Origin of the sequence: Autumnicola patrickiae (assembly GCF_031846525.1) — a bacterium.
In the GTDB taxonomy this organism is placed as follows: Bacteria; Bacteroidota; Bacteroidia; order Flavobacteriales; family Flavobacteriaceae; genus Autumnicola; species Autumnicola patrickiae.
Window position 1 is genome coordinate 167785 of sequence record NZ_JAVRHM010000005.1, and the last position, 14931, is coordinate 182715.

The window sequence follows — 14931 nt, forward strand, 5'->3', positions numbered from 1 at the left end:
CAGTTGTGTCTATTTCAGAAATCTTCCTTCGGACATTTCTGAAGCATTTCATCCTTAAATTATTAAAAGAATGTTCAGTAAAGTTATTAAGTATTTCCTGTACAACCGGTTGGTGGCCGTGATCCTGCTATTATTTCTGGTAGGATGGGGAATTGTTACAGCACCATTTAATTGGGACACCGGATTTTTACCCAACGATCCTGTTCCTGTAGATGCCATTCCCGATATTGGTGAAAATCAGCAGATCGTATTTACAGACTGGCCGGGCCCGTTCCCCGCAGGATATTGAGGATCAGATTACCTATCCGCTTACCACTTCCTTACTTGGGATTCCCGGAGTGAAATCCATACGGAGTTCCTCGATGTTTGGGTTTTCCAGTATTTACATAATCTTCGAAGAAGATGTGGAATTCTACTGGTCACGTTCACGCGTCCTGGAAAAACTGAATTCTCTTCCGGCAGGTTTACTTCCTCCCGATGCACAACCGGCGCTGGGGCCAGATGCTACCGGCTTGGGGCAGGTTTTCTGGTACACACTTGAGGGCCGTGATCCTGACGGGAACGTTACCGGAGGCTGGGATCTTCACGAACTTCGAAAAATTCAGGATTATTATGTGAAGCTTGGTCTAAGCGGAACCCGAGGTGTTGCCGAAGTTGCTTCGGTTGGTGGATATGTTCAGGAATATCAAATAGATGTTAATCCAGATGCTTTAAAAGCTTACAATATCGGTATAGATCAGGTGATGATGGCCGTTAAAAATTCCAACCGGGACGTAGGTGCAAAGACAATGGAAGTAAATAAGGTGGAATATCTTGTGCGTGGGCTTGGATATATAGAATCCATTGAAGATATAGAGAACACAGTTGTTTCAGAAAATGAAAATACTCCGATCTTAATACAGGATATTGCAGAAGTTCATCTTGGGCCGGCACAACGCCGCGGATTACTGGATAAAGGGGGAGCCGAAGTTGTAGGCGGGGTGGTGGTTGCCCGGTATGGTTCAAATCCGTTGCAGGTAATTGAGAATACGAAAGAGAAGATCGCAGAAATTTCATCAGGCTTACCAACAAAAACCTTAGCCGATGGAACTGAGAGTCAGCTTACCATTGTTCCGTTTTATGATCGTACACAGCTGATCAACGAAACGATTGGAACGTTAGAAACTGCACTTTCTCACGAGATCCTTATTAGCATAATTGTAATAATTGTGCTGGTGCTTAGTATTAGAGCGTCCTTCCTTATTTCAAGTTTGTTGCCAATCGCCGTCTTAATGACCTTTATCGTGATGCGGTATTTTAATGTAGATGCTAACGTAGTTGCGCTTTCTGGAATTGCAATTGCAATTGGGGTGATGGTGGATGTCGGGATCGTCTTTGTCGAAAACACTATCCGGCACCTGGAATTCCCTGATAATAAAAATGCCACCGGAAATAAACTGCTGGAAGTGATCCACAGAGCTACCATAGAAGTGGCACCTGCGGTGACCACTGCTTTGGCGACCACTGTAGTTAGTTTTCTTCCGGTTTTCTTTATGGAAAATGCTGAAGGAAAACTTTTCCGTCCGCTGGCGTTTACAAAGACTTTTGCTATTGCTGCGGCTTTCGTGGTAGGAATCCTGATATTACCGATGCTTTCCTACTTCGCTTTCAACTTTAAAATAGACAAAAAACGGACTCAGAGAATCTGGAACATTATCCTGATAATTTCAGGGATTGCACTGGCTATAATTTTTGGATTCTGGCTTCCGCTGGCACTTACGCTTATCGGGATCCTCAAAATAGTGGATGCTCAAAAACCCCAATTATTGGGCAAATATTCAGAAAATATTATTCTCGGGATCATTGTCGCAGTAAGTGTACTTTTCCTTTCGGAAGAATGGATGCCGCTCGGTTTTCAGAATTCTTTATTTTCAAACTACATATTTGTTATCATTTTGCTGGCGCTCACGCTGTTGTTTTTAATGGCGATCGTGAGATACTATGAGCCGATTCTTACATGGTGTCTGGAAAATAAGGGCAAATTCCTGCTTTTACCGCTTATCACTATTTTCTTCGGAATAATGATTTGGTTCGGGTTTCCGAGGATCTTCGGTTTTGTAGCTAACGGACTCGAGAAAACGGGATGGGAAGTGAGAAAAACAAGCGTCTGGTCTGGTCTCACGCACACATTTCCCGGTGTGGGAAAAGAATTTATGCCTTCGCTAAATGAAGGAAGTTATTTGCTGATGCCTACCACGATGCCACACGCGGGGATAGAAGAAACCCAAAAAACTGTTCGTCAGTTAGATATTGCAGTTTCTTCAATTCCTGAAGTTGAAGTGGCCGTGGGCAAAATGGGAAGAGTGGAAAGCGCTCTGGATCCTGCGCCTATTTCTATGTTTGAAAATATCATCAACTATAAGCCGGAATATCTCCTTTCTGAAGTAGGGAAGCCAATGGCTTTTAAGGTAGATGAAGATGACAGGTTTATCCTGAAGTCCGGTGATACTGTAACAAACTCCGAAGGAATTGAGCGGGATATTCTAAAGGAGCAGCTTATTGCAGATGAAGACGGCGAGTATTACCGAAACTGGCGGGAACACATCAGGAGTCCTGATGATATTTGGGACGAAATTGTGCAAAGGACGAACCTTCCGGGTGTCACCTCAGCGCCAAAACTTCAGCCTATAGAAACACGCCTGGTCATGTTGCAGACCGGAATGCGTGCTCCTATGGGAATTAAAATCTACGGGCCGGATCTGCAAAGCATTCAGGAGTTCGGAATTCAGCTGGAGCAGTTATTAAAAGAAGTTCCTGCAGTTAAATCTGAAGCTGTTTTTGCAGATCGGGTGGTTGGGAAACCTTACCTGGAAATAGACATCAACCGTAATGCCATTGCGAGGTATGGATTGAGCATAGAAGATGTTCAGCAAACTATCGAAACTGCAATTGGCGGAATGGAGATCACCTCTACTGTAGAGGGACGGGAACGTTTTCCGGTTAGGGTCAGGTATCCGCGGGAACTTCGGGACGATCCCGAATCTATAAAACGGATTCTGGTACCAACGCGTTCCGGAGCGCAGATTCCTCTGGGAGAACTTGCCGATCTTAACTATGAGCGTGGGCCGCAAATGATAAAAAGTGAAGACACCTTTTTAACCGGTTATGTTCTTTTTGATAAACGCGAAAATTACGCAGAAGTAGATGTCGTGAATGATGCGCAGGCATATATCCAGGAGAAAATAGATGCCGGGGAGCTGGTAGTTCCTGCAGGAATAAGCTATAAATTTTCGGGAAATTATGAAAATCAGGTGCGGGCGGTAAAACGTCTTGCCATACTAATACCTATTTGTCTGATCATTATTTTCCTGTTGCTGTATTTTCAATTTAAAACAGTGATAGCCTCTACGATCCATTTTTCGGGAGTTTTTGTGGCTTTTGCCGGTGGTTTCATCATGATCTGGCTTTACGGGCAGGAATGGTTTATGGATTTTGCGGTCTCGGGAATGAATATGAGGGATTTGTTTCAGATGGGGACAATTAATCTTAGTGTGGCAGTCTGGGTCGGATTTATTGCGCTCTTCGGAATTGCCACCGATGATGGGGTATTAATGGGAACTTATATCCACCAGGTTTTTGAAGAAAGAAAACCCACCACGGTTCCGGAAGTTCGGGATGCTGTAATGGAAGCTGGTAAAAAGCGGGTAAGGCCGGCCATGATGACTACTGCAGTGACAATAATTGCCTTATTTCCGGTGTTAACTTCCACAGGAAAAGGTTCCGATATTATGGTTCCAATGGCCATCCCAATAGTTGGCGGAATGCTGATTCAGATAATGACCATTTTTGTGGTGCCGGTATTACAGGCGTATTGGCGGGAACATTCCCCCTCTGACTCCCCCGAAGGGGGAGAATAAAAATGGTTCTCCAAAACAAAAATTATTATGAAATTATATATAAAAATATTCTTTAAATCATTGAGGCTCCCCCTTCGGGGGCTGGGGGGATTTTTGTTTTTCTTCTTTTGGGGGCTGGGGGGATATGCCCAGAATTTGGACAACTATCTCCAGGTTGCTGCAGAGAATAATCCCGAGGTGCAATCTGCTTACACCGCTTTTGAAGCGGCTATGCAGCAGGTACCTCAGGTTTCGTCCCTGCCCGATCCTACGCTCACCATGAGCGCCTTTGGAAGGATGGTAGAAACGCGACTGGGAGCACAGGAAGCGCGGTTTTCTTTAATGCAGATGTTCCCGTGGTTTGGAACTTTGGAAGCAAAAGCGACTACGGCAGAATTAATGGCTAAAGCAAAATTCCAGGAATACCTGGATGTGCGGGGAAACCTAAGTTATCAGGTGAAATCGGCCTATGCTGAAATTTTCCAGTTATCGGCAACTATTGCGGTAAAGGAGGATAACCTAGAAATCCTGGATTCTTACCGGGAACTGGCCTTGAGAAAATTTGAAGCCGGGAGCGCACCCATGGTAAATGTGGTGAAAATTGATATACAGCGGGAGCAGGCAATCACTGAAATTTTGCTGTTGAAAGAGGAACTCGAAACATTAAGGACTCAGTTTAACTTACTCTTAAACCGAAGAATTAATGAAGAAGTTTTTGTTGCAGATACGCTGATGGTTGAGGAGCTATTTAATGAGATGAAGCCGGAAATAATCAATGAGCAGAATTTTGAAGATCATCCTGCGATAGAGCAGTTTAACCGGCAGGCTGAAGCATATGAGAGTCAGCAAGTGGTAGCCAGGAAAAACGGACTCCCGCAAATCGGAATTGGAGTGGACTACTCGGTAATTTCAGAAAGAACAGATGCAAATCCTGTCAATAACGGGCAGGATGCAATCATGCCGATGCTTTCGGTAAGCCTGCCCATCTTCAGAAAAAAATATAAAGCAGCGCAAAAAGAAGCTGAACTTATGGAAACTGCAACAGAACAAAACAGGGAGGCGAAAATTAACAATATGAAGAGCGAACTGGAGATGACACAGTACAAACTTCGGAAGGCACAGCGGCTAATTTCGCTTTACGACAGGCAGCTGGAAAGTTCGAAGCAGGCCAATAAATTACAAATATCGGCCTTCAGTAATGCGACCGGTAATTTTGAAGAAGTTTTGCAAATGAATCAGGATATTCTAATGCTTCAGCTTCAGAAAATAGAAGCAATAAAAAATGCTTTTGTGGCCAATGCAAAACTGGATTATTTCTTCATTAACAAAAATCAGGACTAATGAAAAACAGAAAAAATATCATAATTATATTGATCACATTGCTGATTGGTGGTTTTATTGGCTGGCTGGTAAAACCTTCAGGCGATACTGCAGAATCTTCTGAACATGATCATGCAGCGATGGAAGAAGATCAAATCTGGACCTGTTCCATGCACCCGCAGATTCGGCAACAGGAGCCGGGAGATTGTCCAATTTGCGGGATGGATCTTATTCCGCTTTCAGAAGACAATGCTACGGGAGATCCTGAAGTGTACAGGATGAGTGAAAATGCGCTGAAACTTGCGAATGTAAGAACGATGATCGTGGGCAGCGGAGATGCTCAAAAGGAAGTTCGTTTAAATGGAAAAGTGGTGGTAGACGAGCGAAATGCCTATACCCAGGCTACTCATATTCCCGGTAGAATAGAGCAGTTGCGGGTGAATTTTACCGGCGAAAGTGTGAGCCGGGGTCAGACGCTGGCGACAATTTATTCTCCGGAATTAGTCACAGCGCAGGAAGAACTTTTGCAGGCGCAGGAAATTAAAGAAGGTCAGCCCGAACTTTTCGAAGCTGCAAAACAGAAGCTAAGAAACTGGAAAATTGGTGAAAATCAGATTCAGCAGATTTTAAATAATAATCAGGCGATACAGCGCTTCCCGATAACTGCTGATGTCAGCGGAATTGTTACTGAAAAAATTGCCGATCAGGGAGATTACCTTGAGCAGGGAATGCCGGTGTATGAAATTTCCAATCTTGAGGAAGTGTGGGTGGTTTTTGACCTTTACGAAAGTGAACTCGGCTGGATTGAGGAAGGCAGTACAGTAGAATATACCATCAGGTCGCTTCCTGGAGAGACATTTACAGGAGAAATAAGCTTTATCGACCCTTTGCTGAATTCCAATACCCGCGTTGCCATGGCGCGAGTTGAGGTAGAGAATGAAAACGGAAGGTTAAAGCCCGGAATGTTTGCTTCGGGAGTAGTAGAAAATCAGGTGGGACAGGAGTCTTCCGAAGAAATTGTAGTGCCGAAATCTGCGGTGTTGTGGACAGGGGAACGTTCCCTGGTTTACATAAAATCAGAGTTGGAAGATGGTGCAGGTTTTAAATTGCGGGAAGTAACCCTTGGCCCTTCGCTGGGAGATTCTTATGTGATAGAAAACGGACTGCAGGTAGGGGATGAGATTGTAGTAAACGGAACTTTTACCGTAGATGCGGCCGTGCAACTGGCAGGAAAGCCCAGTATGATGAATCCTGATATTAACCAGGAAGTTTTGAATGAGACTTTTACACTGCCGGAAGATGCCAGGAGCAAAGCGGCAGCTGTTGTAGAAAATTATCTGCAGCTAAAAGATGCGCTAGTGAATGATGACTTTGATTCTGCAAAGGAGTCAGCGTCAAGCCTGGGTCGAAAATTGGCAAATATCGACCCCAATACATTTTCAGAGGAGGCAAGGGCTACAATGGAACAGTTTAAGACACAATTGCAAAACCGGCACAAAGCAGTTGCTGCAGCCGGTGATATTTCAGCAATGAGAAGTAATTTTGACGAATATTCTGAAGTGATGATCAACTTTGCTTCCACTTTTCAGCCTCTGGATCAAAAACTTTTTGTTCAGCATTGCCCTATGGCAGATAATGATAACGGTGCCAACTGGCTTAGCCTTTCCGGTGAGATTCGAAATCCTTATTATGGAGAAGCGATGTTAACCTGTGGTGAGGTTTTAAAAGAAATAAATTAACTTTAAATATTAAATAGACAGAAAATGAAAAAAGTACTTAGAAATGCAATGTTTTTTGCTGCGATCGCAGGAAGTATAAGTTTAACCTCCTGTAAAGACAATAAAGAAAACGAGGAAGTGGCGCCGCCAATGCAGAATGAAATGCATCAGGATACTATGACTGAAGAAAATGAGGAGGTTACCGAATCTTCCCCGGAATTTACCGAAGAAGCTACCGCAGAGGTTTATAATGCGTATGTAGAAGTTAAAGATGCTTTGGTAGATACTGATGCTTCAGAAGCACAGAATGCTGCGGAAAATCTGGTAAGCCGTTTAGAAGAAAATTCCGAAGAATCTGAACTTTTAGAACCGGCACGTAAAATTGCTGAAACTGAAGATGTAAATCTACAGCGGGAAGCTTTTTCAGAATTAACTGCAGCGATGCAGCCTGTTTTGGAAGGAGCTTTGGCTTCGGGAGAAATTTATAAGCAATACTGTCCCATGGCTTTTGAAGGACAGGGAGACTACTGGTATTCCAGTTCCAAGGAAATCAGGAATCCATATTTTGGTGACAAAATGCTTAACTGCGGAAGGGTAGATCAGACCTTAAATTAATTATGTAATTCAGAAGAGCTGCCTGTTCGATTAAATAAATCCGACAGGCAGTTATTCTTTTAAAATTTTCTTTTGGAGAAAACTACTATTCATATCAAAAATGTGGTTTGCGGCCGCTGTAAAACAACGGTGCGTGATATCCTAACAGGCTTAAAGATTCCGTTTAGTGAGGTTTCACTTGGAGAAGCCATTCTCGAGAGACCGCTAACAGATATGGAAACACACGATCTTCAGAAAGAATTTAATAAAGTAGGTTTTGAACTGCTTCAGAAGAAGCAGGAGCGCATTATTAACAGCATCAAATCGATCATTATCGAACAGGTGTATGAAGAAGGGCTCAGAAATGTCAATCTTTCGGAAATACTTAGTGCAAGGCTTAATTATGATTACAGCCATCTCACCAACTTGTTCAGCAAGAGCGAAGGACATAGCATACAAAGTTTTCAGAATTCCATAAAAATTGAAAGGATAAAAGAGCTACTGGAGTACGACGAACTCAGTATTTCTGAAATTGCTGCCGATATGGGTTATTCCAGCTCGGCCTATCTTTCTACCAGTTTTAGAAAAGCAACTGGTATTAGCCCTTCCGCTTATAAAACAAAACATCTAAACAGCCGAAATAGTCTGGATTCTGTTTAAGTTCCCTTAAAACTGTAAAATCTTACCATAATTTTAAAAGTCATTTCCATTTTTCATTCTTAATTTAGAGATAAACCAATAAAAACTAAGTTATTATGAGAAATGAAAAATTTATTCACACATTAGGAAATTGTATTAATCACTGTAATTATTGTGCAGACGCCTGTTTGGGTGAGGACGATGTAAAAAAAATGGTTCCTTGCGTAAGAAAAGATAAAGTTTGTGCTGAAGCCTGTGCGGCCCTTGTACAAATTTTAGCTGTACAAGATGCCGATGCAAGAGGACTTGTAGAGTACTGCCAGAAAGTTTGTAGAGATTGCGCTGAAGAATGCGAAAAACATGAAGCTCAACATTGTAAAGATTGTGCAAAAGCATGTAGGGAATGTGAACAGGCTTGTAAAGCTTATTTAGCATAACCTAATTATCAGTTACTAATCAATAAAACCCAGTTTTGCTGGGTTTTATTCTTTAACGAAAATTTCTATGAGTCAATACGAAAAGAACAGTCTTAGCCTCGGAAACGCGGTGGCAATGGGAACCGGAGTAATGATAGGTGCAGCGATTTTTGCCCTTTTAGGACAAATAGCAGAACTTGCAGGTGAATATTTTGCCCTTGCTGTTGTAGTGGGAGGGATCATTTCCGGCTTCAGTGCCTATTCATATATCAAGATGGCGCACGCCTATCCCTCTGCGGGAGGTATTGCCATGTTCCTTCAAAAAGCCTACGGAAAAGGAACTATTACTGCCTTTGCGGCATTGCTAATGGCTTTTTCAATGGTTTTAAATGAAAGCCTTGTTGCCCGTACTTTTGGTACCTATACCATGCAGTTGTTTAACGGAAGCGAGGATAGCTTTTGGGTTCCTGTGCTTGGGGTAGGGCTTTTGGTGGCTGCTTTTATAATAAATATCCTTGGAAATGAAGTAATTGGAAAAACCGCTATGACTACTGCAACCATTAAAATTGGTGGAATTCTGGTTTTTGCTGTTGGTGCGCTTTGGGCAGCCGATTTTACTGTGGGTTCTGCTATGCCTTCTGAGGCACCCGAAAACAGTTTTACGAAATACATAGCCTCTCTGGCACTTGCTATTCTTGCTTACAAAGGCTTTACTACTATTACTAACAGTGGCGGAGAAATAAAGGAGCCTCATAAAAACGTGGGGAGGGCAATTGTCTGGTCGCTGGTGATTTGTGGTGCGGTATATTTTATTACTGCCCTTGCCGTAGGAGCCAACCTGGAAATTCCTCAGATCATAGAGGCTAAAGATTATGCCCTCGCAGAAGCTGCACGTCCTCTCTATGGAAATTTCGGTTTGTGGTTTACGGTTGGAATTGCTATTGTGGCCACCATAACTGGTGTTATTTTCAGCATTTTTGCCGTTTCAAGAATGACGGCGATGCTCACAAATATGAAGTTAATTCCACATTCTCACCTGGGATTGCCGGGAAATATTCAGCAACATATGCTGGTATATATTGTGGTACTTTCTATTGCCTTAACCGTTCTATTTGATCTTTCGGGGATTGCAGCTATGGGCGCAATCTTTTATCTCATCATGGATATCATCATTCATGTTGGTGTACTACGACATATGAAAGACAAAGTAAAAGCGAATCCTGTAATTGTAATTACGGCCATTGTGCTGGACGTTGTTGTATTGATAGGTTTTGTGTGGGTAAGAGCACAAACAAATCTTACTGTTATTATTGTTTCCGCAGCCTTAATCGTAGTTACATTTTTTGGCGAAAAATTGTTTCTGAAGAACACAGATCAGGAAGGGAAACTGGAAGATTCTAATCAGGATCAAGACGAAAACAGCGGTAAAGATTAACAGCGAATCATGAAGCTTTATATTAAAAATATGGTCTGTAACCGCTGTGTAATGGTGGTGCAATCTCAACTTGAAAACCTGGGCCTGCCTCCCGTTTCAGTAGAACTGGGGGAGGTGGAGATTCAGGACGATCTTAACGAGGATGGAAAAGAGGCTTTAAACAAAGTGCTCAATGAGGTGGGTTTTGAGCTCATTAACGATAAAAAAAGCCGCTGGATCGAGCAGATAAAAAAGGCGGTAATTGAGCTGATTTATTTGAAGGAGGAACAGCTAAAGACAAATCTCTCCACATATATTGCTGAAAAACTTAACCACGATTATTCATATTTAAGCAATCTTTTTTCTGAAGTTCAGGGGATTACTATAGAGCAATATTACATTGCTCAAAAGATCGAAAAAGTAAAGGAATTGCTGGTTTACGATGAACTGTCCTTAAGCGAAATAGCAAACAAACTCAACTACAGCAGCGTTTCCCATCTTAGTAAACAATTTAAAAAAGTTACCGGCTTAACTCCGTCGTATTTCCGTAAGGTAAAGGAAAAGAAGCGCAAACCCATCGATGAGCTTTAAATTGTACCAAAAGCTTCCAAAATTGTATAATACCTTAAGCTGATCTTTTTCCGAAATTTGTAAAGTAAAGAAGAGAACAATGAAACATACCTATAAAATCACCGGAATGACCTGCAACGGCTGTCGTTCTCATGTTGAGGAGGCCCTAAATACAGTTGAAGGCGTCACAAATGCTTCCGTTGATCTCGAAAAAGCCGAAGCTGAGATTGAAATGGAACGGCACATTAAAATTGGTAAATTTCAGCATGCATTAAAAGAAGCGGGCGGGAATTATGAAATTATGATGCCTTCAGAATCTTCTTCTGAAGGAAAAGAAGGTGAAAATGTGATGAAACACACGTACAAAATCACCGGAATGACCTGCAACGGCTGCCGATCGCATGTTGAGGAAGCCCTAAATACAGTTGAAGGCGTTACAAATGCTTCAGTCGATCTGGAAAAAGCCGAAGCGGAGATCGAAATGAAGCGGCATATCGAAATTGGCAAATTTCAGCATGCATTAAAAGAAGAGGGCGGAAATTATGAAATTATGATGCCTTCAGAATCTTCTTCGGAAGAAAAAGAAGGTCAAACTGTAATGAAACATGCCTATAAAATTACCGGAATGACCTGCAACGGCTGTCGTTCTCATGTTGAGGAAGCTTTGCGCAAGGTTGAAGGCGTGACGAATGCTTCAGTGGATCTTGAAAAAGCCGAAGCTGAGATTGAAATGAAGCGACATATCGAAATTGGCAAATTTCGGCATGCATTAAAAGAAGCGGGTGGGAATTATGAAATTATGTTGCCTTCAGAATCTTCTTCGGAAGAAGAAAAAGGTAAAGATCTGATGAAACATACCTATAAAATCACCGGAATGACCTGCAACGGCTGCCGTTCTCATGTTGAGGAGGCTTTGAGCAATGTTGACGGCGTGACAAAGGCTTCAGTTGATCTTGAAAAGGCCGAGGCTGAGGTCGAAATGAAGCGGCACATCAAAATTGGCAAATTTCAGCATGCATTAAAAGAAGCGGGCGGGAATTATCAGATTTTCGTTCCGGGAGAGGAAGTGTACCATCCACATACCGAAAAATCGGAATCAAAAGGTAAAGGCACAGGAACATTTTACTGTCCCATGCATTGTGAAGGGGAGAAAACCTATGATGAACCCGGCGATTGTCCGGTCTGCGGAATGGATTTGGTGGAAGAGATGAGTTTAAATTCCGGAAGCGGGAAATATACCTGCCCCATGCACCCGGAAATTGTAGAGGACGAGCCGGGAGATTGCCCAATTTGCGGAATGGACCTGGTACCGTTGGAAACAGATGTCTCTGCCGAGAAGAAGACTTATCAAAAACTACTGAAGAAATTTTGGATTGCTGCAGGTTTTACTTTGCCGATTTTCTTTATTGCAATGAGCGAAATGCTAACCGATAACCCGCTGTACGATGCGCTGGATATGTATTACTGGAACTGGATTCAGCTTGGGCTGTCCATTCCGGTGGTGTTCTATGCCACCTGGATGTTTTTCGAACGGGCATGGAAATCTGTAGTTTCCTGGAACCTGAATATGTTCACACTAATTGGAATAGGCGCCGGGATCGCGTGGATCTTCAGTGTTTTCGGATTACTCTTTCCTGATTATTTTCCGGAGCAATTTAAAACCGACGCAGGAACAGTTCATGTTTATTTTGAAGCGGCCACAGTTATTTTAACGCTGGTTTTACTCGGCCAGTTACTGGAAGCCCGTGCTCATAGTCAGACGAATTCCGCAGTAAAAGAATTGCTGAAACTTGCACCCAATAAAGCCATTCGTGTTGTAAACGGAGAGGAAGAAGTGATTGCCACAGATAAAATTCAGGTTGGGGATATTTTACGGGTAAAACCGGGAGATAAAATTCCGGTGGACGGAATTATAGAAAAAGGGGAAAGCAGCCTGGACGAATCGATGATTACCGGGGAACCCATTCCGGTGGAGAAAAGCAAAGGTGACACAGTTACTTCCGGAACTATAAACGGAAACCAGAGCTTTACCATGAAAGCCGAAAAAGTAGGTGATGAAACCCTGCTGGCGCAGATTGTAAAAATGGTAAACGACGCAAGCAGATCGCAGGCTCCTATTCAGAAACTCGCAGATAAAATTTCGGGATATTTTGTGCCGGTGGTGGTCATAATTTCGGTGGTCACTTTTATAATCTGGGCGATTTATGGGCCGGAGCCGAGTTATGTATATGCCCTCATAAATGCTATTGCAGTGCTGATTATTGCTTGCCCGTGTGCTCTGGGACTCGCAACTCCAATGTCGGTCATGGTAGGAGTTGGAAAAGGTGCGCAAAACGGTGTATTGATTAAGAATGCACAGGCGCTGGAACAAATGGATAAAATAGATACCCTTATCATTGATAAAACGGGAACGATCACCGAAGGAAAACCATCTGTGGAGAAAGTTGTTGCAGTTTCAGGTTTTTCTGAAGAGAAAGTTTTGGAAAAAATAGCTTCGGTAAATTCGCAAAGCGAACATCCTTTAGCTGAAGCCACCGTAAATTATGCTAAAGCAAAAAAGATAAGTCTTTCTGAAGCTGAAAATTTTAATGCGGTTACTGGGAAAGGAGTAATGGCGCAGCTTCAGAATGAAAAAATAGCGATTGGCAATGAGAAAATGATGGAAGAAGCCGCGGCTGAAATTCCTTCAGAAATAAAAGAAAAGGTCGCTTCAGAACAACATCTGGGTAAAACAGTTTCTTATTTGGCGGTAGACGGAAAAATCGCCGGATATATCACCATTACAGATCCAATTAAGAAAACCAGCCGGGCGGCAATTTCAGAACTGATAAGCCGCGGAGTTGAGGTAATTATGCTTACCGGTGACAATAAAAACACAGCTGCCGCGGTTGCAGAAGAACTGCATCTTACTTCTTTTAAAGCCGGAATGTTGCCGCAGGATAAACAAAATGAAGTAAAACGATTACAGGCAGAGGGGAAAAAAGTTGCTATGGCCGGTGATGGAATCAACGATGCACCCGCTCTCGCACAATCTGATATTGGAATTGCTATGGGAACCGGTACAGATGTGGCGATAGAAAGTGCAAAGATTACGCTAGTGAAAGGAGATCTACACGGAGTGGTTAAGGCTAAAACCCTGAGTAAAAAGGTGATGAAGAATATAAAGGAAAATCTGTTTTTCGCACTGATTTACAATTCTCTTGGAGTGCCAATTGCTGCCGGGATTTTATATCCTTTCTTTGGAATTTTACTTTCTCCAATGATTGCTGCGCTGGCAATGAGCTTTAGTTCTGTTTCAGTAATTGCGAATGCTTTAAGACTGCGAGGCGCGAAAATAGGAAATTGAATGAGCTTTGGCTGATGCTATGAGCCTGACTTTACATTTTCAGACATAAAAAAACCGGAGATTTTTTCTCCGGTTTTAAAAAAAAAAATTGATTTTCTCAATTTAAATTTTTACATATCGGCTCCAGGTCCGGTTCCAACTCCTGTGTTTCCAACAGTGAAACCACCTGGTGTTGCAGTAGTACCGCTGTTTCTTACAAAACGACCTGTACCTAATGTTGGGTCATAACCATAAGTCTCCGGGATATCCTCTGCTCCATCAGATGTATAATAGGTATAGCTTTGATCAGCAGGATTGTCGGTATATAATCTTGGATAATAAGTTTGTCCAGTTTCATAACCGTAACCTTCATTAAATCGTGCAGTTACATTTTCACTGGCACCAGGTTGAATGTATTCGCTTACACCTACTTGTTCTTCATAATTAGGCGTACCATCTTCATTCTCACCGTAAAGGCCAATATAACCACCGGTAGAACCAGTGTTTACGTTACTAAACATAACATCACCTTCTTCAGTTACCATTTGATCATCATCAGCATAAATACTGGGTGCAGTAGTGTTTACAGTTTGCGTTACATCTGCATCATTAGCGTCCATAATTGGATCATCAATACTTTCATCGTAAGTTCCCGGTGTTCCTTCGGTAGGATTATCAGAATAAAGAGAAACGTCAAAGTCATCACCATCGGCATCTCCGGTTAGATTTGCGTCTTCATTTAATTCGATTCTTACCTCTCCGTCTTCATCATCTTCGATAAGGTAAGGTTCGGCTGCCATTGTCTGGTCGTCGGTATTTCTTACCACGACCCAGCTGTCCTGGCCAACTGTTACATCTTCTATAACAAGCGTATTACCGGATAATGTTTGATCACTTGCTGTGATTGTTCCTGTTGCATCTGGCATTGGGTCTGGATCTGTCACATCATCATCGTTGTCACAACTAGCCATTCCAACGGAAAGGGCTAAAATGAAAAAGTACTTACTGTATTTTTCAAAGTTCATCATTGATTTCATAGTCATCTTTATTTTATGGTTAA

9 protein-coding genes and 1 pseudogene are annotated in these 14931 nt (G+C 42.4%); 9 read left to right on the top strand and 1 reads right to left on the bottom strand.

Annotation, left to right across the window (positions count from 1 at the left end):
• Positions 1 to 70: 70 nt before the first annotated feature.
• From RM549_RS06430 to RM549_RS06470, 9 genes and pseudogenes are all read left to right on the top strand, one after another.
• Positions 71 to 3896 (top strand): annotated as a pseudogene (locus RM549_RS06430) (efflux RND transporter permease subunit).
• A 27-nt stretch (positions 3897 to 3923) separates the two neighbouring features.
• A complete protein-coding gene (locus RM549_RS06435; RefSeq protein ID WP_311682940.1) occupies positions 3924 to 5216 on the top strand; it encodes a TolC family protein in 1293 nt (430 codons plus the stop codon).
• Entirely contained in the window at positions 5216 to 6934 is a 1719-nt protein-coding gene (locus RM549_RS06440; RefSeq protein ID WP_311682942.1) for an efflux RND transporter periplasmic adaptor subunit, read from the top strand. The genes RM549_RS06435 and RM549_RS06440 overlap by 1 nt, the downstream gene beginning before the upstream one ends.
• A gap of 24 nt (positions 6935 to 6958) precedes the next feature.
• Positions 6959 to 7528: a DUF3347 domain-containing protein gene (locus RM549_RS06445; protein ID WP_311682944.1), complete on the top strand. Its 570-nt coding sequence runs from the start codon at positions 6959 to 6961 to the stop codon at positions 7526 to 7528.
• Between the two features lie 72 nt (positions 7529 to 7600).
• A complete protein-coding gene (locus RM549_RS06450; protein WP_311682946.1) occupies positions 7601 to 8167 on the top strand; it encodes a helix-turn-helix domain-containing protein in 567 nt (188 codons plus the stop codon).
• A 95-nt stretch (positions 8168 to 8262) separates the two neighbouring features.
• On the top strand, positions 8263 to 8583 hold the full coding sequence (locus RM549_RS06455; RefSeq protein ID WP_311682948.1) for a four-helix bundle copper-binding protein: 321 nt from the start codon (positions 8263 to 8265) through the stop codon (positions 8581 to 8583).
• 67 nt (positions 8584 to 8650) lie between these two features.
• Positions 8651 to 9997 (top strand): APC family permease, encoded by a 1347-nt coding sequence (locus RM549_RS06460; protein WP_311682950.1) that lies wholly within the window; start codon positions 8651 to 8653, stop codon positions 9995 to 9997.
• 9 nt (positions 9998 to 10006) lie between these two features.
• A complete protein-coding gene (locus tag RM549_RS06465; RefSeq protein WP_432264701.1) occupies positions 10007 to 10567 on the top strand; it encodes a helix-turn-helix domain-containing protein in 561 nt (186 codons plus the stop codon).
• A 79-nt stretch (positions 10568 to 10646) separates the two neighbouring features.
• A complete protein-coding gene (locus tag RM549_RS06470; protein WP_311682952.1) occupies positions 10647 to 13892 on the top strand; it encodes a heavy metal translocating P-type ATPase in 3246 nt (1081 codons plus the stop codon).
• Between the two features lie 110 nt (positions 13893 to 14002).
• Here the strand turns inward: RM549_RS06470 and RM549_RS06475 are convergent, their stop codons facing one another.
• Positions 14003 to 14908, bottom strand: a complete 906-nt coding sequence (locus RM549_RS06475; protein ID WP_311682954.1) for a DUF7282 domain-containing protein — start codon at positions 14906 to 14908, stop codon at positions 14003 to 14005.
• Positions 14909 to 14931 lie beyond the last annotated feature (23 nt).

What these genes read in the sequence shown, in the direction of transcription:
- RM549_RS06435 (WP_311682940.1), top strand. Translation starts at nt 3,924, where the DNA reads ATGAAATTATATATAAAAATATTCTTTAAATCATTGAGGCTCCCCCTT.
- RM549_RS06440 (WP_311682942.1), top strand. Translation starts at nt 5,216, where the DNA reads ATGAAAAACAGAAAAAATATCATAATTATATTGATCACATTGCTGATT.
- RM549_RS06445 (WP_311682944.1), top strand. Translation starts at nt 6,959, where the DNA reads ATGAAAAAAGTACTTAGAAATGCAATGTTTTTTGCTGCGATCGCAGGA.
- RM549_RS06455 (WP_311682948.1), top strand. Translation starts at nt 8,263, where the DNA reads ATGAGAAATGAAAAATTTATTCACACATTAGGAAATTGTATTAATCAC.
- RM549_RS06460 (WP_311682950.1), top strand. Translation starts at nt 8,651, where the DNA reads ATGAGTCAATACGAAAAGAACAGTCTTAGCCTCGGAAACGCGGTGGCA.
- RM549_RS06465 (WP_432264701.1), top strand. Translation starts at nt 10,007, where the DNA reads ATGAAGCTTTATATTAAAAATATGGTCTGTAACCGCTGTGTAATGGTG.
- RM549_RS06470 (WP_311682952.1), top strand. Translation starts at nt 10,647, where the DNA reads ATGAAACATACCTATAAAATCACCGGAATGACCTGCAACGGCTGTCGT.
- RM549_RS06475 (WP_311682954.1), bottom strand. Translation starts at nt 14,908, where the DNA reads ATGAAATCAATGATGAACTTTGAAAAATACAGTAAGTACTTTTTCATT.